This is a genomic window from Massilia phyllosphaerae, from assembly GCF_034659755.1.
GTDB classification, from domain to species: Bacteria; Pseudomonadota; Gammaproteobacteria; order Burkholderiales; family Burkholderiaceae_D; genus Telluria; species Telluria phyllosphaerae.
Genome location: NZ_JAXSQX010000001.1, coordinates 1,253,036 through 1,276,735 on the forward strand (window position 1 = coordinate 1,253,036; position 23,700 = coordinate 1,276,735).

At 65.4% G+C, this 23,700-nt stretch carries 22 protein-coding genes; 20 read left to right on the forward strand and 2 right to left on the reverse strand.

Annotated features, from left to right (window positions below; all coding sequences use genetic code 11):
- Positions 1–171: 171 nt before the first annotated feature.
- Positions 172–816, reverse strand: coding sequence for a response regulator (locus U1H99_RS05535; protein ID WP_036232923.1), 645 nt, complete (start codon positions 814–816; stop codon positions 172–174).
- 132 nt (positions 817–948) lie between these two features.
- Positions 949–1,413: a universal stress protein gene (locus U1H99_RS05540; RefSeq protein ID WP_323140735.1), complete on the reverse strand. Its 465-nt coding sequence runs from the start codon at positions 1,411–1,413 to the stop codon at positions 949–951.
- A gap of 364 nt (positions 1,414–1,777) precedes the next feature.
- Between U1H99_RS05540 and U1H99_RS05545 the strand changes: the two genes are divergently transcribed.
- From U1H99_RS05545 to purF, 20 genes are all read left to right on the forward strand, one after another.
- Complete coding sequence (locus U1H99_RS05545) at positions 1,778–2,659, forward strand: protein phosphatase CheZ (RefSeq protein ID WP_323140736.1); 882 nt, start codon at positions 1,778–1,780, stop codon at positions 2,657–2,659.
- On the forward strand, positions 2,659–4,557 hold the full coding sequence (locus U1H99_RS05550) for a chemotaxis protein CheA (RefSeq protein WP_323140737.1): 1,899 nt from the start codon (positions 2,659–2,661) through the stop codon (positions 4,555–4,557). Before U1H99_RS05545 ends, U1H99_RS05550 begins: the two co-directional genes overlap by 1 nt.
- 242 nt (positions 4,558–4,799) lie before the next feature.
- Positions 4,800–6,215, forward strand: a complete 1,416-nt coding sequence (leuC, locus tag U1H99_RS05555) for a 3-isopropylmalate dehydratase large subunit (RefSeq protein WP_323140738.1) — start codon at positions 4,800–4,802, stop codon at positions 6,213–6,215.
- A gap of 73 nt (positions 6,216–6,288) precedes the next feature.
- Positions 6,289–6,411, forward strand: coding sequence for an entericidin A/B family lipoprotein (locus U1H99_RS05560; RefSeq protein ID WP_141833021.1), 123 nt, complete (start codon positions 6,289–6,291; stop codon positions 6,409–6,411).
- Between the two features lie 4 nt (positions 6,412–6,415).
- Entirely contained in the window at positions 6,416–7,063 is a 648-nt protein-coding gene (gene leuD, locus U1H99_RS05565; protein WP_323140739.1) for a 3-isopropylmalate dehydratase small subunit, read from the forward strand.
- A 15-nt stretch (positions 7,064–7,078) separates the two neighbouring features.
- A complete protein-coding gene (leuB, locus tag U1H99_RS05570) occupies positions 7,079–8,149 on the forward strand; it encodes a 3-isopropylmalate dehydrogenase (protein ID WP_323140740.1) in 1,071 nt (356 codons plus the stop codon).
- Between the two features lie 53 nt (positions 8,150–8,202).
- Positions 8,203–9,330, forward strand: coding sequence for an aspartate-semialdehyde dehydrogenase (asd, locus tag U1H99_RS05575; RefSeq protein WP_323140741.1), 1,128 nt, complete (start codon positions 8,203–8,205; stop codon positions 9,328–9,330).
- Positions 9,331–9,693: 363 nt separating this feature from the next.
- The gene (locus U1H99_RS05580; RefSeq protein ID WP_323140742.1) at positions 9,694–12,819 is read left to right on the forward strand and encodes a motility hub landmark protein FimV; all 3,126 of its coding nucleotides are present in this window, start codon (positions 9,694–9,696) and stop codon (positions 12,817–12,819) included.
- 9 nt (positions 12,820–12,828) lie between these two features.
- Positions 12,829–13,644: a tRNA pseudouridine(38-40) synthase TruA gene (gene truA / locus U1H99_RS05585; RefSeq protein ID WP_323140743.1), complete on the forward strand. Its 816-nt coding sequence runs from the start codon at positions 12,829–12,831 to the stop codon at positions 13,642–13,644.
- Between the two features lie 155 nt (positions 13,645–13,799).
- Positions 13,800–14,462 (forward strand): phosphoribosylanthranilate isomerase, encoded by a 663-nt coding sequence (locus U1H99_RS05590; protein ID WP_323140744.1) that lies wholly within the window; start codon positions 13,800–13,802, stop codon positions 14,460–14,462.
- Positions 14,463–14,476: 14 nt separating this feature from the next.
- On the forward strand, positions 14,477–15,745 hold the full coding sequence (gene trpB, locus U1H99_RS05595) for a tryptophan synthase subunit beta (RefSeq protein ID WP_323140745.1): 1,269 nt from the start codon (positions 14,477–14,479) through the stop codon (positions 15,743–15,745).
- Positions 15,746–15,767: 22 nt separating this feature from the next.
- Positions 15,768–16,568: a tryptophan synthase subunit alpha gene (trpA, locus tag U1H99_RS05600; RefSeq protein WP_323140746.1), complete on the forward strand. Its 801-nt coding sequence runs from the start codon at positions 15,768–15,770 to the stop codon at positions 16,566–16,568.
- A gap of 141 nt (positions 16,569–16,709) precedes the next feature.
- Positions 16,710–17,000: a hypothetical protein gene (locus U1H99_RS05605; RefSeq protein ID WP_323140747.1), complete on the forward strand. Its 291-nt coding sequence runs from the start codon at positions 16,710–16,712 to the stop codon at positions 16,998–17,000.
- 13 nt (positions 17,001–17,013) lie between these two features.
- Positions 17,014–17,601, forward strand: coding sequence for a hypothetical protein (locus U1H99_RS05610; RefSeq protein ID WP_323140748.1), 588 nt, complete (start codon positions 17,014–17,016; stop codon positions 17,599–17,601).
- Positions 17,598–17,999: an ASCH domain-containing protein gene (locus U1H99_RS05615; protein ID WP_323140749.1), complete on the forward strand. Its 402-nt coding sequence runs from the start codon at positions 17,598–17,600 to the stop codon at positions 17,997–17,999. The genes U1H99_RS05610 and U1H99_RS05615 overlap by 4 nt, the downstream gene beginning before the upstream one ends.
- Before the next feature lie 133 nt (positions 18,000–18,132).
- Entirely contained in the window at positions 18,133–19,005 is an 873-nt protein-coding gene (gene accD, locus U1H99_RS05620) for an acetyl-CoA carboxylase, carboxyltransferase subunit beta (protein ID WP_323140750.1), read from the forward strand.
- A 131-nt stretch (positions 19,006–19,136) separates the two neighbouring features.
- Positions 19,137–20,435: a bifunctional tetrahydrofolate synthase/dihydrofolate synthase gene (folC, locus tag U1H99_RS05625; RefSeq protein WP_323140751.1), complete on the forward strand. Its 1,299-nt coding sequence runs from the start codon at positions 19,137–19,139 to the stop codon at positions 20,433–20,435.
- 25 nt (positions 20,436–20,460) lie between these two features.
- On the forward strand, positions 20,461–21,525 hold the full coding sequence (locus U1H99_RS05630) for an SPOR domain-containing protein (protein ID WP_323140752.1): 1,065 nt from the start codon (positions 20,461–20,463) through the stop codon (positions 21,523–21,525).
- Between the two features lie 67 nt (positions 21,526–21,592).
- Complete coding sequence (locus tag U1H99_RS05635; RefSeq protein ID WP_323140753.1) at positions 21,593–22,081, forward strand: CvpA family protein; 489 nt, start codon at positions 21,593–21,595, stop codon at positions 22,079–22,081.
- Positions 22,082–22,116: 35 nt separating this feature from the next.
- On the forward strand, positions 22,117–23,640 hold the full coding sequence (gene purF, locus U1H99_RS05640; RefSeq protein WP_323140754.1) for an amidophosphoribosyltransferase: 1,524 nt from the start codon (positions 22,117–22,119) through the stop codon (positions 23,638–23,640).
- The last annotated feature ends 60 nt before the right edge of the window (positions 23,641–23,700 follow it).

The window sequence follows — 23,700 nt, forward strand, 5'->3', positions numbered from 1 at the left end:
TGACTTCAGGAGGGAGCCACAGAGGGGAAGCGGGTGCCGGATGCTGTAGGAGAGGCATCCGGACTGGCATGTCGCTACGGGGTCGTTTGGCCGCAAAGCCGCACTAATGTTGCGTGAAAAGGTCAAAAATCATTACAAGCTGAAATAAACCGAGGCTTCGTAGCGTCCGGGTTACGCCTTCATCGGTGCCAGCAGGCGGTGCGCCACTGCATACTGGACCATTTCCGACAGCGAGGTCATGCCCATTTTCTGCATGATGCGGGTTTTATGGGTGCTCACCGTCTTGACCGACAGGTGCAGGTTGTTGGCGATCTCGGTGATCGACTTGCCGCCCACCAGCAGCGAGAACACTTCGAATTCGCGGTCCGACAGCTGCTTGTGCAGCAGCTGTTCGTTGGGCGCCATGATGTTCAGCGCCAGCTGCTCGGCCACCTCGGTGCTGATGTAAGGACGGCCGGAGGCGACCTTGCGGATGGCGCCGACCAGCTGGGTGCCGGCGCTTTCCTTGGTCAGGTAGCCCTGGGCGCCGGCGCGGATGGCGCGCACCGCATATTGCTCTTCCTCGTGCATGGTCAGGATCAGGATCGCCAGCTTGGGCGCTTCGCTGCGCACCTGGCGGATCAGGTCGACACCGCTTCGGCCGGGCATCGACAGGTCCAGCAGCAGCAGGTCGAAGCCGCCCTGGCGCACCAGCGACAGCACTTCGAAGCCATTGATGGCTTCGCCGACGATTTCGATGTCGAGCGCACCGTCGAGGATGCGCTTGAGGCCCTCGCGCATGATGGTGTGGTCGTCGGCGATGACAATACGGATCATAGAAGTCCCCAACCATGCGTATGAGTCAATGGTGCATCCTAGCACCTTCAACACAGACTCATGTAAATTTTTTAACGAAAAGTCGCTCCCCGGCGGAAATCGCATGCGCCGGGCTCCGGCCACCGGCTGCGCTCAGGTACCAGGTTCGCGGATCAGGCGGTGCACCAGCACCGGCCGGGTCGTTTGCGACAGTACTTTGTTGGTTACGCTGCCGAGCAGCAGCTGGCCCCAGCCGCTGCGTCCGTGCGAACCCATGAAGATCAGGTCACACTGTTGTTCCTCAGCAACGTCGACGATTTTCAGCGCCGCAGCGTCGGAAAATGCCGTCAAACAAGAATGCTTCAAACCGGCTTGCGCCGCCGAGCGCATGATGGAACCCATGTACTGTTCGCCCATCTGCCGCATCTGGTCGATGTAGTCTTCTTCGGTGGGGTAGGAGGGCGGGATGATTTCGACATACACGGGATACTGGTAGTCGGGGGCGACGAACAGGGCGAGTACTTCGGCACCCATCTGTTTCGCGAACTGGATGCCAGCGCAGGCGGTGTGTTGCGAGACCGCCGAACCGTCAGTTGTGATCAGAATTTTCCGGTACATGCTGAGTCCTCCTCTCAGGTCACGTTACCTCTATTGTAGTGCGCCTTTTCGGGACTGGCGGATCGTAAATGATTGATCTTACTCAGAGATGTGCTCGCTAATCCGCGCGAAAACAGCAGCTGTCACAACGCCTCACGATAAAAAAATACAACACTTGCTTTGTGAAAATAACTAGAAACGACGTGAAAGATTGTTTCGAAACTAAGTTTACTGGGGCATTCACAACGGTGCCGTACTGAAAGATTTACCTACGGCAACCACGCTGATACACTCGCCGTAATCTTAAGCTGTCTATTTACAGACAGCATCCGCACCGACACCGCACAGATCATCGCGACATTTACATTATGGAGAAGCAGGGACTATGACCGACGCCGCTGACGATTTCGACGCCTTATTCGAGGAAGTGGCAGCGCAGCGAGCCAGCGCGCCGGCCGCCGATCCGACACCGGCTCCCGCCGCCCCGGCCGCTGCCGCTGCTGACGACATCGACGACCTGGAGGCCCTGTTCGACCAGATGTCGACCGCCTCCGCCACCGCCACCGCCGTCGCGCCGGCGCCGGTGGTGGCCGCCGTGGCACCCGCCGCTGCAGTTGCCGCCGCCGCCGGCACCGAACCGATGGACGAAGCCGAAAAGAACATGTACGAGCGCCTCGGCGGCATCGTGCGCGTGATGCACGACTCGCTGCGCGAGCTCGGCTACGACAAGGCGCTGACCGAAGCCTCGTCGCAGATCGTCGACGCCCAAGACCGCCTGGAATACGTGGCCAGCCTGACCGAGCAGGCCGCCAACAAGGTGCTGAACACCCTGGACGAAGGCATGCCGGCACAGGACGTGCTGTCGAAGCAGGCCAAGGACATGGAAAACCGCTGGGCCGACCTGTTCGCCGGCAAGCTGTCGATCGAGCAGTTCAAGGCGCTGGCCGGCGATGCGCGCCAGTTCGCCCAGATGGTGTCCGAAGCGACCGAGGCGGAAAAGGCGCGCCTGCTCGAAATCATGATGGCCCAGGATTTCCAGGACATCACGGGCCAGCTGATCAAGAAAGTGGTGAACATCACCAAGACGGTCGAGAACGAGCTGGCGCAGCTGCTGCGCGACAGCGCGCCGGCCGACGTGAAGGAAAAGCTGGCGCAGAAGCAGGCCGTTCAGGAGCAGCCGGTGCAGTTGATGTCGGGTCCGTCGGTGCCGGCTGCGGCCCTGGACCAGGACAGTGTCGATGACCTTCTTGCCGATCTGGGATTCTAATGGATGAAATGCTCAAGGATTTCGTTGTCGAGGCGTTGGATCTGGCGACCAACGTGGAAGAGCATCTGCTGCGCCTCGAACGCGATCCGGACAACAAGGAAACGCTGAACGCCGTGTTCCGCTCGTTCCACACCATCAAGGGTGGCGCGGGCTTCATGGGCTTGCCGGCGCTGGTGGCGGCCTGCCACCTGACCGAGAACCTGTTCGACGCGCTGCGCACCGGCGCAGCCCCGGTCACGCCGGGGGCGATCGAAGCCTCGCTGACGGCATCCGGCTTCGTCGCCGACCAGCTGAACGAGCTGAATAACGGCACCGCGCCCGAGCAGCTGGCCTCGATGCCGGACGAGCTGGAGCGCATGCTGAAAGATGCGATCGCCGGCCTGGATGCGCCGAAGGCGGCACCGGCACCGGCAGCGGCACCTGTCGCGGCGCCGGCACCGGTTGCCGCCACGCCGGTCGCCGCACCCGCGAGCGCCGATGGCCTGGACTGGGAAGCGATGTATGCCGCCGTGGTCCCGGCCGGCACCGCGCTGCCGGCAGCGGCTGCGGCTGCGTCTGTAGCTGCGCCGGCAGTGCAGGCCGCCGCCCCCGCCGCCCCGGCAGCGGCCGCGACGGCCAGCGCAGCGGCCGACACCGCCGCCGCACCGGCCAAGCCAGGCTGGGACGGCAGCGAGCGCCGCGCCGCCGAGCCGAAGCCGGCCAACGCCGCGCCGGCCAAGGACGAGAGCATCCGTATCGACGCGGTCAAGCTGGACGCGCTGCTGGAAGTGGCCGGCGAATCGGTGCAGGCCGCCAACCAGGCCGCCGTGCTGCTCGAGCGCCTGTCGCAGTTCAAGTTCGAAGGCCAGGCCGCGACCCTGATGGCGACGCTGACCGAGACCCTGGAGCGCGCGTCGCGCTACTCGGCCGAGCTGCAGCGCGCCACGCTGGCGACCCGTATGCAGCCGGTGGGCCGCCTGTTCCAGAAGTTCCCGCGCCTGGTGCGCGAACTGGCGAAAGACCTCGGCAAGGATGTCGAGCTGACCATCGAAGGCGCCGAGACCGAAGTCGACCGCGTGGTGGTGGACAGCCTGTACGATCCGCTGGTGCACATGCTGCGCAATGCGCTCGACCACGGCGTCGAAGGTCCGGAAGACCGCGTCGCCAACGGCAAGCCGGCCAAGGCCTTCATCCTGCTGAAAGCCTGGCAGGAAGCCAACAGCGTCATGATCGTGCTGCAGGACGACGGCCGCGGCATGAATCCGGCCAGCCTGCGCAAGAAGGCGATGGAGAAAGGCCTGATCGGCGAGCACCAGGCGGCTTCCGACGACGAAGCCTACCAGCTGGTGTTCCTGCCGGGCTTCTCGACCAAGGAAGTGGCGTCCTCGGTGTCCGGCCGCGGCGTCGGCATGGACGTGGTCAAGACCGCGGTCGAGAAGAACCGCGGCGCGATCCGCATCGACTCGAACCTGGGCAAGGGCACCAAGTTCTCGATCCGCCTGCCGATCGAACTGTCGATCGTGCCGACCATGCTGGTGTCGACCTCGAACGCCCAGCTGGCGCTGCCGATGGCGGTGGTCGAGCGCGTGGTCGAGCTGCCGGAAGAGTTCATGCAGGTCGGCGGCGCCCCGGTGCTGAAGGACCAGGGCCGTCCGCTGCCGGTGCGCTCGCTGGCCGCCTCGCTCGGCTACGAGCCGTGCACCGAGCGTGTCGGCATCGTGATCAATGCGCCCCAGCCCTACATCCTGGCGATGGAAGCGGTGGACGGCACCGCCGACCTGGTGATCAAGCCGATGACGGCGCTGACCGTCGAAGGCATCACCGGCACCGCGCGCTCGGCGGAAGGCTCGCTGGTGCTGGTGGTCGGCCTGTCCTTCCTGATGGACGGCTGCCGCTCCGCAGTGCGCCTGGCGGCATAAAGGCACCGCGATGGCGCAAAAACGTTCCTGAAACTTTTGCGCAACAAAGCTACGAAAAGCCTGTGCAGGAAATGCGCAGGCTTTTTTTATTTGTGTTCCGTTTCTGGTCCGCAAATATTGTTTGGTCAGAAAGCGCGGCATTGAAATAATCGTGCAAGGCGCCCGGGTTTTCGCAGTGCACAAATATGGCATAATCAAAGACCATGCCCGCATGAAGCGGTCATTTGAAATGGGATGCAAGGATGATTACCTTAAAGACGCTCTACGACAAACTCTGGGATTCGCATGTCGTGCGTGCCGATGCCGATGGCACCACCGTGCTGTATATCGACCGTCACCTGGTCCATGAAGTCACCAGCCCGCAAGCTTTCGAAGGCCTGCGCGTGGCCAAGCGCCCGCTATGGCGCACCTCGGCCAACCTTGCCGTAGCCGACCACAACGTCCCGACCACCGACCGCCGCGAAGGCATTGCCGACCCGACCTCGCGCCTGCAGGTCGAGACCCTGGACGGCAACGCCAAGGCGTTCGGCGTCACCTACTTCAACATGAACGACAAGCGCCAGGGCATCGTGCACGTTATCGGGCCGGAGCAGGGCGCCACGCTGCCCGGCATGACCGTGGTCTGCGGCGACTCGCACACCTCGACCCACGGCGCCTTCGGCTGCCTGGCGCACGGTATCGGCACCTCGGAAGTCGAACACGTGATGGCCACGCAGACGCTGCTGGCCAAGAAGTCGAAGTCGATGCTGGTGCAGGTCGACGGCGCGCTGCCGGCCGGCGTGACCGCCAAGGACATCGTGCTGGCCGTGATCGGCAAGATCGGCACCGCCGGTGGTACCGGCTATGCGATCGAATTCGCCGGCTCGACCATCCGCTCGCTGTCGATGGAAGGCCGCATGACCGTCTGCAACATGGCGATCGAAGCGGGCGCGCGCGCCGGCATGGTCGCGGTGGACGACACCACCATCGACTACGTCAAGGGCCGTCCGTTCGCACCGAGCGGGCCGCAGTGGGAGCAGGCGGTCGCCTACTGGCGCACGCTGCACAGCGACCCGGGCGCCAAGTTCGACTTGGTCGTGACCCTGAACGCGGCCGACATCAAGCCGCAGGTCACCTGGGGCACCTCGCCCGAGATGGTGACCACGATCGACGGCCGCGTCCCGGATCCGGACAAGGAACGTGACCCGGTCAAGCGCGACGCCATGGAAAAGGCGCTGGTCTACATGGCTCTCGAGCCGAACACCCCGATCGAGGACATCCGCATCGACAAGGTCTTCATCGGCTCCTGCACCAACTCGCGCATCGAAGACCTGCGTGCCGCCGCCGCCGTCGTGCGCGGCCGCCAGCGCGCCTCCAACGTGAAGCTGGCGATGGTGGTGCCGGGTTCCGGCCTGGTCAAGGCGCAGGCCGAGCGCGAAGGCCTGGACCAGATCTTCAAGGCCGCCGGCTTCGAATGGCGCGAGCCGGGCTGCTCGATGTGCCTGGCGATGAACGCCGACCGCCTGGAACCGGGCGAACGCTGCGCCTCGACCTCGAACCGCAACTTCGAAGGCCGGCAGGGGCAGGGCGGACGCACCCACCTGGTGTCGCCGGCCATGGCCGCCGCGGCCGGTATCGCCGGGCATTTCGTGGACGTGAGGGGTCAGAGCCCGGTGTAGCCTTTTGGGCTCTGACCCCGGTTGTGTTGGCAGATGCCAACTGGTTCGAAACCAGAAACATCAGGAACAAGCAATGAAAAAAGTATTCGTCCTCGCACTCGTCGCCTTCGCCGTCACCGGCTGCAACACCATCTCGGGCATGGGCCGCGACGTGCAGAAAGTCGGCCAGGTGATCACCGGCGCCGGCGGGAGGTAAGACCATGGAAAAATTCACCATCCACGAAGGCCTGGTGGCGCCGCTCGACCGCGCCAACGTCGATACCGACGCCATCATTCCGAAGCAGTTCCTCAAGTCGATCCGCCGCACCGGCTTCGGCCCCAACCTGTTCGACGAGTGGCGCTACCTGGACCACGGCGAACCGGGCATGGACAACAGCAAGCGTCCGCTGAACCCGGACTTCGTGCTGAACCAGCCGCGCTACCAGGGTGCGTCGATCCTGCTGGCGCGCAAGAACTTCGGCTGCGGCTCCTCGCGCGAGCACGCGCCGTGGGCGCTGCAGCAGTTCGGCTTCCGCGCCATCATCGCGCCGAGCTTCGCCGACATCTTCTTCAACAACTGCTACAAGAGCGGGCTGCTGCCGATCGTGCTGAGCGAAGCCCAGGTCGACCAGCTGTTCAATGAAGTAAAGGCCTTCCCCGGCTTCAAGCTGGTGGTGGACCTGGAGCAGCGCGTGGTGCGCACCCCCGGCGGCGACATCGGTTTCGAATTCCCGATCGACGACTTCCGCAAATACTGCCTGCTGAACGGCCTGGACGAGATCGGCCTGACGCTGCGCCATGCCGACGACATCCGCGCCTACGAAGAGCGCCACCTGCGCGAGCAACCCTGGCTGGCCAACACCATCTGATCAAAGAAGAGCGACATGAAGATTGCAATCCTGCCGGGCGACGGCATCGGTCCCGAAATCACGGCCCAGGCGGTCAAGGTCCTGAACGCGCTCGATGAAAAATTCGAGCTCGAGAGCGCGGACGTCGGCGGCGCCGGCTACGCGGCCCACGGCCATCCGCTCCCCGCACAGACGCTGGCGCTGGCCAAGGCCGCCGACGCGGTGCTGTTTGGCGCCGTCGGCGATTACCAGTACGACAAGCTGGAGCGCGCGCTGCGTCCGGAACAGGCCATCCTCGGCCTGCGCAAGGAACTCGGCCTGTTCGCCAACCTGCGTCCGGCGATCCTGTATCCGGAATTGGCCGGCGCTTCGACCCTGAAGCCGGAAGTGGTGTCCGGCCTGGACATCCTGATCATCCGTGAACTGACCGGCGACATCTATTTCGGCAAGCCGCGCGGCGTGCGCGAGTGCCCGGACGGCCCGTTCGCCGGCCAGCGCGAAGGCTTCGACACGATGCGCTATGCGGAAGGCGAGATCCGCCGCATCGCCCACGTGGCCTTCCAGGCGGCGCGCAAGCGCGGCAACCGCGTCACCAGCGTCGACAAGGCCAACGTGCTGGAAACTTTCCAGTTCTGGCGCGATATCGTCACCGACGTCCACCAGGAATATCAGGACGTCGAGCTCGAGCACATGTACGTCGACAACGCCGCGATGCAGCTGGTGCGCGCACCGAAGAAATTCGACGTCATCGTGACCGGCAACATGTTCGGCGACATCCTGTCGGACGCGGCCGCGATGCTGACCGGCTCGATCGGCATGCTGCCGTCGGCCTCGCTGGACGCCAACAACAAGGGCCTGTACGAGCCCTCGCACGGTTCGGCGCCTGACATCGCGGGCAAGGGCATCGCGAATCCGCTGGCGACCATCCTGTCGGCCGCGATGATGCTGCGTTTCTCGCTCGGCAAGACGGAACAGGCCGACCGCATCGAGACCGCGGTCAAGAAGGTGCTGGCGCAGGGCCTGCGCACCGCCGACATCTTCGAGGAAGGCACCACCCGCGTCGGTACCGAACAGATGGGCGACGCCGTCGTCAACGCGCTGGCCTGAAGCCGCGTTCATACGAAACGCTTAGAATAATTTTGAAAACCCGAGGGAAAAAAATGAAACTTGTAGGTCTGGTTGGTTGGCGCGGCATGGTCGGCTCGGTCCTGATGAAGCGCATGCAGGACGAGGGCGATTTCGATCATATCGAGCCGGTGTTCTTCACCACGTCGAACCCGGGCGGCGACGCTCCGAAGATGGCGAAGAACGAGACCAAACTGAAGAGCGCGACCGACATCGCCGAACTGTCCAAGTGCGAGATCATCATCTCGTGCCAGGGCGGCGACTACACGACCGAAGTGTTCCCGCAGCTGCGCGCGGCCGGCTGGAACGGCTACTGGATCGACGCTGCGTCGACCCTGCGCATGAAGGACGACGCCATCATCGTGCTGGATCCGGTCAACCTGGACGTGATCAAGAACGCCATGTCGCGCGGCGTCAAGAATTTCGTCGGCGGTAACTGCACCGTGTCGTGCATGCTGATGGGCCTGGGCGGCCTGTTCAAGAACGACCTGGTCGACTGGATGACCTCGATGACCTACCAGGCGGCATCGGGCGGCGGCGCCCAGCACATGCGCGAACTGCTGACCCAGTTCGGCACCATCAACGGCTCGGTCAAGCACCTGCTGGACGATCCGGCATCGGCGATCCTGGAAATCGACCGCACCGTGCTGGCCACCCAGCATGGCCTGTCCGCGGAAGAGACCAAGCAGTTCGGCGTGCCGCTGGGCGGCAACCTGATCCCCTGGATCGACAAGGACCTGGACAACGGCCAGTCGAAGGAAGAGTGGAAGGCCGGCGCCGAGACCAACAAGATCCTGGGCCGCGGCGAAGGCTTCGGTGCCAGCCCGATCCCGGTCGACGGCCTGTGCGTCCGCATCGGCGCGATGCGCTGCCACTCGCAGGCGCTGACCATCAAGCTCAAGAAGGACGTGCCGCTGGACGAAGTCAACGACATCATCGCCTCGGACAACGAGTGGGTGAAGTTCGTGCCGAACACGCGCGAAGCCTCGATCGTCGACCTGACCCCGGCCGCCGTCACCGGCACCCTGCGCATCCCGGTCGGCCGCGTGCGCAAGATGTCGATGGGCCCGGAATACCTGTCGGCCTTCACCGTCGGCGACCAGCTGCTGTGGGGCGCGGCCGAGCCGCTGCGCCGCATGCTGCGCATCGTGCTGGACCAGTAATACTAGCGTCACGTTTCGAGTCAGCCTTGAAACCGTCGTCCCCGCGCAGGCGGGGACCCAAGTTCTGCGTGAGTTGTCGACACGCTTACACACTTGGGTCCCCGCCTTCGCGGGGGCGAGTTGTTTTGAGCGGGCCATTTGCAACCTGCGTATTCCCGCGCGCGCCCTACGGCACACGATTGGTATCATGACGAATAATCATCATGAAGGCCAAAAAACATCACTTATCGATGCCTGGACTGTACCTATCTCATGAACGGGAAGTGTTTCCCCCGTAAAACTTGCATGCCATAATGCATGGTGATATGTTGCTGAGACCTCTGGGCAACATCTTTCTCCCGCTCAACTCACTCGGTTCCGAATATGCACTCCACCCACCGCCTCCCGTTGAAGTCGTCCGCGCTGAAGAAACTCACGGCGGCGGTCGCCAGTGCGTTGGTCCTGAGCTCGGCGGCCCATGCAGCCGGACTGGGCAAGCTGACCGTGCTGTCCGCCCTCGGGCAGCCGCTGCGTGCCGAGATCGAGTTGACGTCGGTGTCGCCCGAAGAGGCGTCCGGCCTGGTCGCCAAGCTGGCCTCGCCGGAAGCCTTCAAGACCGCCAACATCGACTTCAATCCGGCGCTGCTGTCGCTGCGCTTCAACGTCGAGCAGCGCGGCGGCCGCCAGTTCATCCGCGTCAGCTCGAGCCAGCCGCTGAACGAGCCCTTCGTCGACCTGCTGCTGGAACTGTCGTGGAATAACGGCCGCCTGGTGCGCGAGTACACCTTCCTGCTCGATCCGGCCGAGCTGCGCGCGACGCAGTCGGCCCAGGTGGCGGCAGCCGATAGCGCGCGTGCGCGCAGCGACGCGGCGCCGGCAGCCGGACGTACCCGTGCGGACGAGACGCGCCAGGCGGCCGAACGCCCGGCCGCCAGCCGCCGTGCGCCGGAAGAGCGTGCGGACACCCCGGCACGCAACCGCGCTGCTGCGGCATCGGAATACCGCGTGCGCCCGGGCGACAGCCTGGGCAAGATCGCCGCCCAGCTGAAGCCGGCCGAGGTCTCGCTCGACATGATGCTGGTCGCGCTGTACCGCGCCAATCCGGATGCCTTCATGGGCAACAACATGAACCGCCTGAAGTCGGGCCGCATCCTGTCGGTGCCGGGCGCGGATGCCGTCGGCGCCATCGGCGATGGCGAGGCGCACGGCGTGGTCGTCGCGCACGCGGCCGACTTCAACGCCTACCGCAACAAGCTGGCCGGCCAGGTCGGCGCCGGCGAAGCCGAGAAGACCCCGCGCGCCAGCCAGAGTGGCACCGGCAAGATCAGCGCCAAGGTCGAGGAGCGCCCGACCGCGGCCAACGAATCGCAGGACCAGCTGCGCCTGTCCAAGGCGGCACCGAGCACGCCGGCCGGGAAGGGCGCCACCACCAGCACCGAAGACACGATTGCCAAGCAGCGCGAACTCGAAGAATCGCAGACGCGCGTGAAGGAACTCGAGCGCAACATCACCGACCTGCAGAAGCTGGCCGAGGTCAAGAACAAGGCCGGCGCCGAAGCGCAGAACAATGCCTCGGCACCCGCCGCCGCACCCGCTGCCAAGGCCCCGGATGCTGTCTTGACCGACAACAAGCCGGCGCCCAACAAGCTGCCGCCGATCAAGCCGGCGGCGAATGCGGCCAACAAGCCGGCCGCGGCGGCCCCCGCATCGGCACCCGAGCCGGGCCTGTTCGATTTCATCATGGACAACCTGACCTACCTCGGCGCCGGCGCCGCGGTGCTGCTGCTGGCCGCGCTCGGCATCGCCCAGCGCCGCAAGAAGGCCACGGTCAAGGCCGTGTCCGAACCGTCGATCCTGGGTGTGCCGACCGAGCCCCAGCATTCGATGTTCGCCGAAGCAGGAGGCCAGAGCGTCGACACCAACAACAGCGTGTTCAATTCCAGCTTCGCGCCGTCCGCCAGCCAGCTCGACACCAATGAGGTCGACCCGGTGGCCGAAGCCGACGTCTACATCGCCTACGGCCGCGATGCCCAGGCCGAGGAAATCCTGAAGGAAGCGCTGCGCACCCATCCGGAACGCCTGCCGGTGCGCCTGAAGCTGCTCGAGATCTACGCCGCGCGCAAGGACCAGCGCGCCTTCGAAACCCAGGCCGGCGAGCTGTACGGCATCACGCGCGGCCAGGGCGACGAATGGGCGCAGGCCGCGGCGCTGGGCCGGGCTATCGATCCGCACAACCCGCTGTATGCCGGCACCGGTGCCGGCACTGCGCTGGGCGGGGCCGCCGCCGCCGGCCTGGCTGCGGGTGCCGTCGGCGCCGGCGTGGCCGCTGCCGCGGCCCCGGCGCCGGCCCACGACGACCTGCTGTCGAAGGACCTGGACGACGCCTTCCTGGCCGCCGATGCCGCCGACAGCGCGCATGGCAGTGGCGCCGATGCGTCGCGCGAGCCGATGAGCTTCGACCAGCATTTCGCCGGCGCCATGGCCACGGCCCAGCCGGCAGCTGCTGTCCCAACGCCGGCGCCGGCGCCAGCCCCGGCCGAGGACGACAACCTGCTCGACTTCGACCTCGGCGGCCTGGCCTTCGAGCCGCACGCCGCCGACCAGACCGCGCTGCCGACCCCGGATGTCCGCGAAATCACCGCATCCAACGACGTGCCGGACCTCGAGTTCGACATGGGCGCCTTCGACCCGGCACCGGCCGCACCGGCCCTGGCACCAGTTGCCGCGCAGACGCCGGCTGCCGCCGACGATCCGCTCGACTTCTCGTTCGACATGGACTTCGGCGCCACGCCGGCGCCGAACCCGGTGCCGCACCTGGATCCGCACCTGGCCGACGAGCTCCTGCCGGTCCCGGGCAGCGCGCCGAACACCGACATCGACATGGCCAACCTGGCCCGCGAATTCGACTTGCCCGACCTGCCGAGCGAGCTGCACACCGGCGTCCCGGCCACGCCCGAGACGGCATCCCGGGCCAGCGAGCTGAGGGATCCGCTGTTCGACCTCGACGCTATGGACTTCGGCCTGGAAGACAAGCGTCCGACGGCCCAGGGCACCCCGGCGCCGGACCTGGCCTTCGATCTGCACGATACGCTGGACGACACGCCGCCGGCCGCCACCCCGGCGCTGGCGCTGGACGACGACCCGTTCACGCTGCCGGCACTCGACGGCCTGCCGCCGGCGACCCCGGCGCCGGTCGAGAACGCCCCGTATGCACCGCACGGCCTGCTCGAACCGCAGCTGGAAGCGCCGGCCTTCGACCTCGACCTGGCCGAACTCGACACGCCGTCGCTGCCGCTGCCCGAGGTGCATGATGTCGACGCCGGTGCAGGTGCGCCTGCCGGTGAACTATCGCCGGCCCACATGGAGATGGAAACCAAGCTCGACCTGGCCATCGCCTACCAGGAAATCGGCGACAAGGAAGGCGCGCGCGAGCTGCTCGATGAAGTGATCAAGGGCGGCACGGGCGAGCAGATCGGCCGCGCCAACGCCATGCGCGCGGCATTAGCATAAGGTTTTCAGTTGAGAAGAATCGCAATGGGTGTCCAGTACGTGGGCACCGCCTGGAACGGGTACCAGAAACAGCCTTCGCGCGATACGGTGCAGGACCGGCTCGAAATCGCGCTCGAAAAATTCGCCTGCACCCCGATCGCCACCGCCTGCGCCGGCCGCACCGACGCCGGCGTGCACGCGATCGAGCAGGTCATCCACTTCGACACGGACCTGGTGCGCCCGGCGCAGTCCTGGGTCAGGGGCACCAACGCTTTCCTGCCGGAGTCGATCGTGGTGCGCTGGGCGCACGAGGTTGCGCCCGACGCCGAGGGGCAGGATTTCCACGCGCGCTTTTCCGCCCGCTCGCGCACCTATCATTACGTGCTGTACAACCACCCCAATCCATCGAGCCTGCTGGCCGGGCGCGCCGGCTGGGTGTTCCGCCCGCTCGACGTCGAGCGCATGCGCGCCGCCGCCCGCCACCTGATCGGCACCCACGACTTCAGCAGCTTCCGCGCCTCGGGCTGCCAGGCCAATACGCCGGTCAAGCAGATGCACCGGGTCGACATCGAACGCCACGGCGACGTCATCGTGTTCACCGTGCAGGCCTCGGCCTTCCTGCACCACATGGTGCGCAACATCGTCGGCTCGCTGATCTACGTCGGCACCGGACGCAACGAGCCGGACTGGATGCGCGATGTGCTGAACGCCCGCTCGCGCGACGCCGCGGCACCGACCTTCATGCCCGACGGTTTATACCTTGCTACAATCGACTACGATGCGAAGTGGGGGTTGCCGCAAGAGCCGGTGTCGCCCTTGCCTTGGTCGCCCTTGCCTTGGCTATAGTCGATTTCCGCTACCTTATTTCGTTTGTTAGCGTGTAAACGTCGTCCCCGCGCAGGCGGGGACCCAAGTTGCACGCATTACCGAGACGCAAGCAAACTTGGGTTCCCGCCTCCGCGGGAACGACGAGTTGCTTGCTCGTCCACGTAGGCTTTCTCATGCAACGCACCCGAATCAAAATCTGCGGCATCACCCGCGAACAAGACCTCCACGCCGCCGTCGCCGCCGGCGCCGACGCCCTCGGCTTCGTGTTCTACCCGAAGAGCCCGCGCTTCGTCACGCCCGAGCAGTTCGCCGCGCTGGCGCCGGCGCTGCCGCCGTATGTCAGCGGCGTCGGCCTGTTCGTCAACGCCACGGTCGGGCAGGTGCACCAGGCCGTCAATGAAGGCCCGATCGCATTGCTGCAGTTCCACGGCGACGAGACGGTCGAGGAGTGCGCGGCGATCGCCGCGGCGGTAAAGCGCCCGTTCGTGCGGGCGTTCCGGGTCAAACCCGACACAACTTCTGCCGATTTGCTAGAATCGGAAGCTCAATACCGCGCCGCCAGCCCCTGGTTCACGGGCCTCCTGCTCGACACCTGGGTCGATGCCTACGGCGGCGCAGGAAAGGTCTTCGATTGGTCAGTTATTTCAAAAGAGCTCGCGCCTCGGGTCGTTTTGAGTGGTGGCTTGAGCGTGCAAAACGCGACTAGCGCGGTGGCGCAAGTACGCCCCTATGCGGTCGACATCAGCAGCGGTGTCGAGGAAAGCAAGGGGATCAAGGATGCCCGCAAGATCGCCGCGTTCGTCGACGCGGTGCGGGCTGCCGATGCCATGACCTGACAAGCGAAACCACCATGAAAAACCTCCCTGAATCCGGTAACACCAGCGGCACCAAGGTGCTGTTCAAGACCCCCGACTACCAACTGCCGGATGCGAGCGGCCACTTCGGCCCCTACGGCGGTTCCTTCGTCGCCGAAACCCTGAGCCACGCGCTGGCCGAACTGAACGAGTCCTACGCGCGCTACAGCCAGGATCCCGAGTTCCTGGAAGAGTTCCGCTACGAGCTGGCCCACTTCGTCGGCCGCCCGTCGCCGGTCTACCACGCCAAGCGCTGGTCGCAGCAGGGCGCAAGCGGCGACCTGGGCGCGCAGATCTTCTTCAAGCGCGAGGACCTGAACCACACCGGCGCCCACAAGATCAACAACGTGATCGGCCAGGCCCTGCTGGCAAAACGCATGGGCAAGCCGCGCATCATCGCCGAGACCGGCGCCGGCCAGCACGGCGTCGCCACCGCCACCATCTGCGCCCGCTTCGGCCTCGAATGCGTGGTCTACATGGGCAGCGAGGACGTCAAGCGCCAGGCCCAGAACGTTTACCGCATGAAGCTGCTGGGCGCGACCGTGGTGCCGGTGGAATCCGGCTCCAAGACCCTGAAGGACGCGCTCAACGAAGCGATGCGCGACTGGGTCACCAACATCGAAAACACCTTCTACATCATCGGCACCGTGGCCGGCCCGCACCCGTACCCGATGATGGTGCGCGACTTCCAGTCGGTCATCGGCGAGGAATGCCGCGTGCAGATGCCGCAGATGACCGGCCGCCAGCCGGACTACGTGGTCGCCTGTATCGGCGGCGGTTCCAACGCGATGGGCATCTTCTATCCGTACATCGACGAGCCGGGCGTGAAGCTGGTCGGCGTCGAGGCGGCCGGCGAGGGCCTGGACAGCGGCAAGCATTCAGCTTCGCTGACGGCCGGTTTCCCGGGTGTCCTGCACGGCAACCGCACCTACCTGCTGCAGGACGAGCATGGCCAGATCATCGAGACCCACTCGGTCTCGGCCGGCCTCGACTACCCGGGCGTCGGCCCCGAGCACGCCTGGCTGAAGGACATCGAGCGCGCCCAGTACGTGTCGATTACCGACGACGAGGCGCTGCAGGCCTTCCACGACTGCTGCCGCATCGAAGGCATCATCCCGGCGCTGGAATCCTCGCACGCGATTGCGTACGCGGCCAAGCTGGCGCCGACGCTGCCGAAGGACCAGATCATCCTGGTCAATCTGTCCGGCCGCGGCGACAAGGACATGCACACGGTCGCGCAGCGCGCAGGCCTGAACTTCGGTTGATAACAATAATAGAGAGCACAGCATGTCCCGTATCGAATCGACTTTCAACGCCCTGAAAGAGCAGGGCAAGACCGGTCTCGTCACCTTCATCACCGCCGGCGACCCCGGCCCGGAACTGACCGTGCCGCTGCTGCACGCGCTGGTCGCGGGCGGCGCCGACGTCCTGGAACTCGGCGTGCCGTTCTCGGACCCGATGGCCGAAGGCCCGGTCATCCAGCGCGCCTGCGAACGCGCGCTCGTTTTCGGCATCAGCATGAAGGATGTCCTGAACTACGTGCGCGAGTTCCGCCAGACCAACCAGCACACCCCGGTGGTGCTGATGGGTTACGCCAATCCGATCGAGCGCATGGGCCAGAAGGAATTCGTGCGCCAGGCTAAGGAAGCGGGCGCCGACGGCGCCATCGTGGTCGACTATCCGCCGGAAGAGTGCGCGGACTTCGCCGCCGAGATGAAGGCCAGCGACCTCGACCTGATCTTCCTGCTGGCGCCGACCTCGACCACCGATCGCATCCAGCAGGTGGCGCGCCATGGCAGCGGCTTCAGCTACTACGTGTCGCTGAAGGGCGTGACCGGCGCCGGCAGCATCGACACCGCCGACGTCGCACGCCGCGTGGCGGCGATCCGCGAGCACGTCAAGCTGCCGATCGGCGTCGGCTTCGGCATCCGCGACGCCCAGACCGCGAAGCAGGTGGCCGAGGTGGCCGACGCGGTCGTCATCGGCAGCCGCATCATCCAGGAACTGGAAAACACGCCCAAAGAAGGGGCTGCGGCGGCGGTGCAGGCTTTCGTTGCCGGTATCCGCACGGCGCTCGACGCGCGCTGATGCGGCGCTGACCAGGCGACAAGCTGGCGCAGTACAGGGCCGGCGCCGGAACCTTGCTGTTCCGGCGCCGGCTTTTTGTTTTATTTTTGGAAACTCTGGGGTAGAGTGACGGCGGTACCTGTTTTGGCGCGCCATCCCGTCATGAAAACACAAATCCTGCGCTTTTCCCCGCTGCAGTCGGCCAAGGTCATGGCCGTGCTGTCTTTCATGATGTTGATTCCACCGCTCGCGCTGTTCGCGCTGGCGGCGCTGCTGGTCAGGCGGGATGCCGGGGTTGTGATCATGGTCGTGCTGCTGCCGTTCCTGTACCTGGTACTCGGCTTCGTCCTGACGCTGATCGGCGCCTGGGTCTACAACCTGGTGGCGGCGCGCATCGGCGGTTTCGAATTCGGGGCCGTGGACACCGGCCGTCACGACATCGACGTCCATTGAGGAGCCGGAACGCATGAGTTCGATCGCCACGTTTCGCATGACACATGTTTCGCCACTGAAGGCGGCCAGGATCCTGGCCGTCTTATGGGCCTTGTCAGGCCTGGTGGTAGGGTTCTTCGCCCAGATTCCTGACTGGATGCGCGACGCCATGGGCTGGATGTTCGTCATTTATCCGCTCGGCTACGCGCTGTTCGGCTTCCTCCTCACGCTGTGGACGGCCTGGTGCTACAACGGGATCGCGCGGCGCCTGGGCGGCATCGAATGGACGGCGCGCGTACCCGGCCCGGTGGGAGCAGTGCAGCCGATCAGGACGGCACTGCTCGACATTTCGAAACTGCAAGCCGCCAAGCTGATGGCGGCCCTGTACCTGATCTTTTCGGTGCCCGCCGCCTTGCTGGCCAGCATACCGTACTGGGCCGAGGACAGCACGCTCGCATGGTCCACGGTGCTCCTGCTGCCCCTGGGCTACACGGTATTCGGCTTCCTGTTCACCCTGGTGGAAGCCTGGGTCTACAACGGCCTGGCGGCGCGTATCGGCGGGATCGAGTTCGAGGTGGTGCCGGTCGCGTCCGCGGATGGCGCGGGGATAGCGCAGGCGTGACAGCCGCTGCCCGCCCCAAGCGTCTGACCTTCTGGGGCGCCGACGAATACGACGACAGCCTGGTGCGCGAAGTGATCGCCGGCCATAAAACCGTCACTGCCGACGTGGCCGCCGATTACTACGCCGGCTATGGCGAACTGGGCGACGGCGGCTATGTTGCCGGCGACCTGATCGAGGTGCTCGACGGCCAGCGCCGGCCGCGCTGCCTGATCCGCGCCACCCGGGTCGAGATCATCCGCTTCGGCCATATTCCCGAGCCGGTGTGGCGCGGCGAGGGCTTCGCCAGCGCCCGTGAATTCCAGGAAGTGCACATTCGCTGCCTGCCGCAGTGCACCCTGCACGAGGAGGTCGAACTGGTCGCGCTGCACTTCGAACTGGTCGAGGTGATCCAGCCCTGAAGGCGCGCAAGCCGCATCTGGACTGGTTTTCAAGCTTGTCGAACAGGCAAGGGCTTACCCGCAAGAATTCGACAAGCGGAATCCGAACGGCTACACTACGCCCAAATTCAGCTATGCCGCAAAGGAGAACAATATGAGTTGGTTGGAAAAACTGCTGCCCCCACGGATCCAGCGCTCCGATGCCGCCAAAAAACAGACCATGCCCGAGGGCCTGTGGGTCAAGTGCCCATCGTGCGAAGCCGTGCTGTACCGCACCGACCTCGAGTCGAACCTGCACGTCTGCCCCAAGTGCAACCATCACATGCGGATCCGCGCCCGCGCGCGCCTCGACGCGCTGCTCGATGAAGGCGGCCGCTACGAGATCGGCCAGGACGCGCTGCCGGTCGATACCCTGAAGTTCAAGGATTCCAAGAAATACCCGGACCGCCTGAAAGCCGCGATGGACGCCACCGGCGAGACCGATGCGCTGATCGTGCAGGGCGGCTCGATCATGAGCCTGCCGGTCGTGGTGGCCTGCTTCGAATTCGAATTCATGGCCGGTTCGATGGGTTCGGTGGTCGGCGAGCGCTTCGTGCGCGGCGCCCAGATCGCGCTGGAACAGAAGGTGCCCTTCATCTGCATCACCGCCACCGGCGGCGCGCGCATGCAGGAAGGCCTGTTGTCGCTGCTGCAGATGGCCAAGACCACGGCCATGCTGACCAAGCTGTCCGAGAAAAAGCTGCCTTTCATCAGCGTGCTGACCGACCCGACCATGGGCGGCGTGTCGGCTTCGTTCGCCTTCATGGGCGACGTCGTGATCGCCGAACCGAAGGCGCTGATCGGCTTTGCCGGCCCGCGCGTGATCGAGAACACCGTGCGTGAAAAGCTGCCGGAAGGCTTCCAGCGCGCCGAGTTCCTGGTCCAGAAGGGTGCCGTCGACATGATCGTCGATCGCCGCAAGATGCGCGAGGAAATCGCGCGCCTGCTGGCGCTGCTGCAGAACCAGCCGGCCGACGTCATCGCCTGATACGGCGCATAGATACGTCATTCCCGCGAAGGCGGGAATCCAAGTTGCTGGCGCACCGACGGCGCACGCAGAACTTGGGCCCCCGCCTCCGCGGGGGCGACGCTTGCAAGTTGCTCCACGCACGAACCATCATGCAAAACCTCCCCACCACCTTGCCCGCCTGGCTGGCCCTGCTCGAGTCGCGCCACGCCGAAACCCACATCGACATGGGCCTGGACCGCGTACGCGCCGTCAAGGAACGCATGCAGCTGGCCTTCGACTGCCCCGTGATCATGGTCGCCGGCACCAATGGCAAGGGTTCGACCTGCGCCATGCTGGAAGCCGTGCTGCTGCAATCCGGCTACCGCGTCGGCCTGTACATCAAGCCGCACTTCCTCGACTTCAACGAGCGCGCTCGCATCAACGGCGACATGGCCACCGATGAAGCGCTGGTGGCGGCGTTCGACTTTGTGGAAAAATCGCGCGCCGACACCGACCTCACCTATTTCGAGTTCACCACGCTGGCGATCATGTACCTGATCTCGAAGGCCGGCGTCGACGTCGCCATCCTCGAAGTCGGCCTGGGTGGGCGCCTGGATGCGGTCAATGTCATCGACGCCGACGTGTCCATCGTCACCAGCATCGACATCGACCACAAGGATTACCTGGGCGACACGCGCGAGGAAATCGGTTTCGAGAAGGCCGGCATCTTCCGCCCGGGAAAGCCGGCGATCTGCAGCGACCCGGTGCCGCCGCAATCGCTGGTCGAGCACGCTAATAACATCGGCGCCGACCTGTGGCTGCTGGGGCGCGACTTCAACTACCAGGGCGACAAGCAGCAGTGGGCATTCGCCGGCCGCAGCCAGCGCCGCAATTCGCTGGCCTATCCGGCCCTGCGCGGCGCCAACCAGCTGCTGAATGCGTCGGCCGCGCTGGCCGCGCTCGAAGCGCTGCGCATGCAGCTGCCGGTCGGCGCCCAGGAAGTGCGCGCCGGCCTGGCGATGGTCGAACTGCCGGGGCGCTTCCAGGTGCTGCCGGGGCGCCCGACCACGGTGCTGGACGTCGCCCACAACCCGCACGCGGCGGCGGCCCTGGCCCAGAACCTGGGCAACATGGGCTTCCACCGTTACACCTACGCGGTGTTCGGCATCATGCAGGACAAGGATATCGAAGCCGTCATCGAGCACGTGGCGCCGCTGGTCGACCACTGGTGCTTGACGACGCTGCCGTCGCCACGCACGGCCGACGTGCAGGAACTGGCCGCGCTGGTCGAATCGAAGAAGCCGGCCGGGGCCAAGCCAGACGAGTTTTCGGTGAAAACCTTCGCCGATCCGGCCGCGGCGTTCGCGGATGCAACTAGCCGTGCTGGTCAGGATGATAGAATAGTGGTCTTTGGCTCGTTCTATACCGTCGCCGGCGTGATGGCCGCGCGCAAATCCTCTCTTCACTGACCTGACTTCACGAAGCTGACATCGCATGGGCTTGTTCTCGTTCCTCAGTAAAAACAAGCAAGGCCGCGCAGCCGAAGACAGCGGCCGTTTCTACAGCAAGGACGACGACGCCGCGATCGGCGAGCGCGCCCGCGCCAAACGCGCGTCGAATGCCGGCGGCGGTGCCAGCCGCCGTCCCGGCAATGATCCGATGCTGCCCGAAAAGAAGCGCGCCCGCCGCCGCCTGGTCGGCGCCATCGCGCTGGCACTCGCGGCCGCGGTCGGCCTGCCGATGCTGCTCGATTCCGCACCCAAGCCGCTGGCCGGCGACATCGCGATCCAGATTCCCTCCAAGGACAAGGCGGCGCCGCTGCCGGTGCCCGGGGAGCCGGCCGCCAGCAGCTCCGGCCCGGCCGACGAGCAGCCGGCGCCGCAGGCCGCGCCGCGCGTAGCGGTGAGCGAGAAGGCCGTGGCCGCCCGCGACAGCGTCGGCCAGGACGAGGAAATCATCGATGCCCCGCCGGCCGTCAAGCCGAAAGCGGAAGTCGCCAAGGCCAAGCCCGAGATCAAGGAGCCCAAGGAAGCCAAGCCGGACCCGCGCGTGGCCGAACGTGCCGAGCGCGCCGAACGCGAGCGCGCCGAACGTGCGGACAGGGAGCGTGCCGAACGCCTCGCGCGCGCCGAGAAGGAACGCGCCGACAAGGCCGAGCGCCTGGCACGCGAGCGCGCCGACAGGGAGAAGGCCGAACGCGCCGAGCGCCTCGAGAAGCTGCGCGCCGAAGAGCGGGAAAAGGCGCGCCAGAAGGCCGACGACAAGCCGGTCAAGCCGGTGCCCGCGCACAGCGACAGCCGCGCCGTCGCCATCCTGGAAGGCAAGCCCGCCGCCAAGGAACAGGAGAAATCGGCGGACGCCGGTGGTCCGAAGGTCACGCTGCAGGTGGCCGCCATGTCGAGCCAGGAAAAAGCCGCCGACCTGCAGGCACGCCTGCGCGGCGCCGGCATCAGCTCGCACACCGAGAAGTTCGGCGACCTGATCCGCGTGAAAGTCGGCCCGCTCAGCAAGGACGAGGCGGCCAGCGTGCGCGCCAAGCTGAACAAGCTGGGCCTGTGATCGCGATCCTTTATCCACGCGCGTCGCTCCCCCTCGCCATGAATGTTCAATATCCCGCCAGCGCGCCGTGACGATTTTCGACTACCTGGTCCTGTTCATCCTGGTTGCATCGGTCGTCATCAGCACGCTGCGCGGCCTGGTCAAGGAAATCCTGTCGCTGGTCGGCTGGGTTGCCGCCTTCGTCGTGGCGAATGCCTTCGGCGCCAAACTGGCACCCATGCTACCATCCGTGTTTCCGGGCGAGACAGTGAGACTGATCGTTGCCTTCATCGCATTATTTCTGGGTGTCCGTGTGCTGATGGGTTTGTTGTCGCTGGCGCTCGGCGCCCTGATCGACGCCACCGGCCTGACGCTCGCGGACCGCGGGCTCGGCGGTTTATTCGGACTCGGCCGCGGCATGGTCATCGTGCTGGCCGGGGTCATATTGTGCGGGATGACATCCATCCCCCAACAGGCTTTCTGGAAAGATGCGCTGCTGTCGCCGATGGCGGAAGCGGGAGCGCGGACCATCAAGCCTTTCTTGCCTGCTGCCCTGGCGCAGCATGTTCAGTTTTGATTTCTTCACTTAGCTGTCAGTTTTAGGAGCGCACCATGTGTGGCATCGTCGGCGTCGTCTCGCAAGCCCCCGTCAACCAGCTGTTGTATGACGCATTGCTGCTGTTGCAGCACCGCGGCCAGGATGCGGCAGGCATCGCAACCAATCACAGCAGCATGTTCTCGATGTACAAGGCCAACGGCCTCGTGCGCGACGTGTTCCGCACACGTAACATGCGTTCGCTGCAAGGCAATTCCGGCATCGGCCACTGCCGCTATCCGACCGCCGGTTCGTCCAGCGAAGAGGAAGCACAGCCGTTCTACGTCAATGCGCCGTTCGGCATCACGCTGGCGCACAACGGCAACCTGACCAACCAGGCGCACTTGAAAGACGAGTTGTTCCGCAACGACCGCCGCCACATCAACACCGATTCCGACTCGGAAGTGCTGCTCAACGTGCTGGCCCACGAAGTCCAGCAGGCCGCCAACGGCTACTCGCTCGACCAGGAAGCCGTGTTCAAGGCGGTCGCCATGGTGCACAAGCGCGTGCGCGGCGCCTACGCCGTGATCGCCCAGATCGCCGGTCACGGCCTGCTGGCCTTCCGCGACCCGTTTGGCATCCGTCCGCTGTGCATCGGCGTCAACGAGACCGAGCACGGCCCGGAATACCTGGTCGCCAGCGAATCGGTGGCCCTGGAAGGCCTCGGTTTCCGCTTCATGCGCGACATCGCCCCGGGCGAAGCCGTCTGGATCGACAACGACAGCAACATGCATGCGCGCCAGTGCGCCCAGAACCCGTCGCTGAATCCGTGCGCCTTCGAATACGTGTACCTGGCGCGCCCGGACTCGGTGATCGACGGCGCCTCGGTGTATGCCACCCGCCTGAAAATGGGCGAATACCTGGCCGATAAGATCCGCCAGGAGATCCCGGTCGAGGACATCGATGTCGTGATGCCGATCCCGGATTCCTCGCGCCCGGCCGCGATCCAGCTGGCGCTGAAGCTCGGCGTCGAATACCGCGAAGGCTTCATCAAGAACCGCTACATCGGCCGTACCTTCATCATGCCGGGTCAGGGCATGCGCAAGAAATCGGTGCGCCAGAAGCTGAACGCGATCGCCTCGGAATTCAAGGACAAGAACGTGCTGCTGGTCGACGACTCGATCGTGCGCGGCACCACCAGCCGCGAGATCGTGCAGATGGCGCGCGAAGCCGGCGCCCGCAAGGTGTTCTTCGCCTCGGCCGCGCCGCCGGTGCTGTACCCGAACGTGTACGGCATCGACATGCCGACCCGCGACGAACTGATCGCCCACGGCCGCACGGTGGAAGAGGTGTGCCGCGAGATCACCGCCGACCGCCTGGTCTACCAGGATATCGAGGCGCTGAAGAAGTCGATCATGGACGTCAATCCGGCGCTGACCAGCGTGGAAGCCTCGTGCTTCGACGGCGTCTACATCACCGGCGACATCACGCCGGAGTACCTGGACCGGCTGGAGAACCACCGCCACAAGTCGTCCGGCAAGTCGTCGGACGACCTGGTGCGGACCCAGTTGAACCTGAATCCTGCGGTCGCGGCAGAATAAAGTAAGATCATCGGGCGCCACGGGCGCCCGTTTTCATTTGCAAGCATCGAAACTTCAAGA

Bases quoted from the DNA above. Each gene is read 5' to 3' on its own strand.
- folC (WP_323140751.1), top strand. From the start codon at position 19,137: ATGCAAAACCTCCCCACCACCTTGCCCGCCTGGCTGGCCCTGCTCGAG.
- trpB (WP_323140745.1), top strand. From the start codon at position 14,477: ATGAAAAACCTCCCTGAATCCGGTAACACCAGCGGCACCAAGGTGCTG.
- trpA (WP_323140746.1), top strand. From the start codon at position 15,768: ATGTCCCGTATCGAATCGACTTTCAACGCCCTGAAAGAGCAGGGCAAG.
- U1H99_RS05560 (WP_141833021.1), top strand. From the start codon at position 6,289: ATGAAAAAAGTATTCGTCCTCGCACTCGTCGCCTTCGCCGTCACCGGC.
- purF (WP_323140754.1), top strand. From the start codon at position 22,117: ATGTGTGGCATCGTCGGCGTCGTCTCGCAAGCCCCCGTCAACCAGCTG.
- U1H99_RS05550 (WP_323140737.1), top strand. From the start codon at position 2,659: ATGGATGAAATGCTCAAGGATTTCGTTGTCGAGGCGTTGGATCTGGCG.
- U1H99_RS05535 (WP_036232923.1), bottom strand. From the start codon at position 816: ATGATCCGTATTGTCATCGCCGACGACCACACCATCATGCGCGAGGGC.
- U1H99_RS05610 (WP_323140748.1), top strand. From the start codon at position 17,014: ATGAGTTCGATCGCCACGTTTCGCATGACACATGTTTCGCCACTGAAG.
- leuC (WP_323140738.1), top strand. From the start codon at position 4,800: ATGATTACCTTAAAGACGCTCTACGACAAACTCTGGGATTCGCATGTC.
- accD (WP_323140750.1), top strand. From the start codon at position 18,133: ATGAGTTGGTTGGAAAAACTGCTGCCCCCACGGATCCAGCGCTCCGAT.
- U1H99_RS05605 (WP_323140747.1), top strand. From the start codon at position 16,710: ATGAAAACACAAATCCTGCGCTTTTCCCCGCTGCAGTCGGCCAAGGTC.
- U1H99_RS05540 (WP_323140735.1), bottom strand. From the start codon at position 1,413: ATGTACCGGAAAATTCTGATCACAACTGACGGTTCGGCGGTCTCGCAA.
- leuD (WP_323140739.1), top strand. From the start codon at position 6,416: ATGGAAAAATTCACCATCCACGAAGGCCTGGTGGCGCCGCTCGACCGC.
- U1H99_RS05580 (WP_323140742.1), top strand. From the start codon at position 9,694: ATGCACTCCACCCACCGCCTCCCGTTGAAGTCGTCCGCGCTGAAGAAA.
- leuB (WP_323140740.1), top strand. From the start codon at position 7,079: ATGAAGATTGCAATCCTGCCGGGCGACGGCATCGGTCCCGAAATCACG.
- U1H99_RS05590 (WP_323140744.1), top strand. From the start codon at position 13,800: ATGCAACGCACCCGAATCAAAATCTGCGGCATCACCCGCGAACAAGAC.
- asd (WP_323140741.1), top strand. From the start codon at position 8,203: ATGAAACTTGTAGGTCTGGTTGGTTGGCGCGGCATGGTCGGCTCGGTC.
- U1H99_RS05545 (WP_323140736.1), top strand. From the start codon at position 1,778: ATGACCGACGCCGCTGACGATTTCGACGCCTTATTCGAGGAAGTGGCA.
- U1H99_RS05630 (WP_323140752.1), top strand. From the start codon at position 20,461: ATGGGCTTGTTCTCGTTCCTCAGTAAAAACAAGCAAGGCCGCGCAGCC.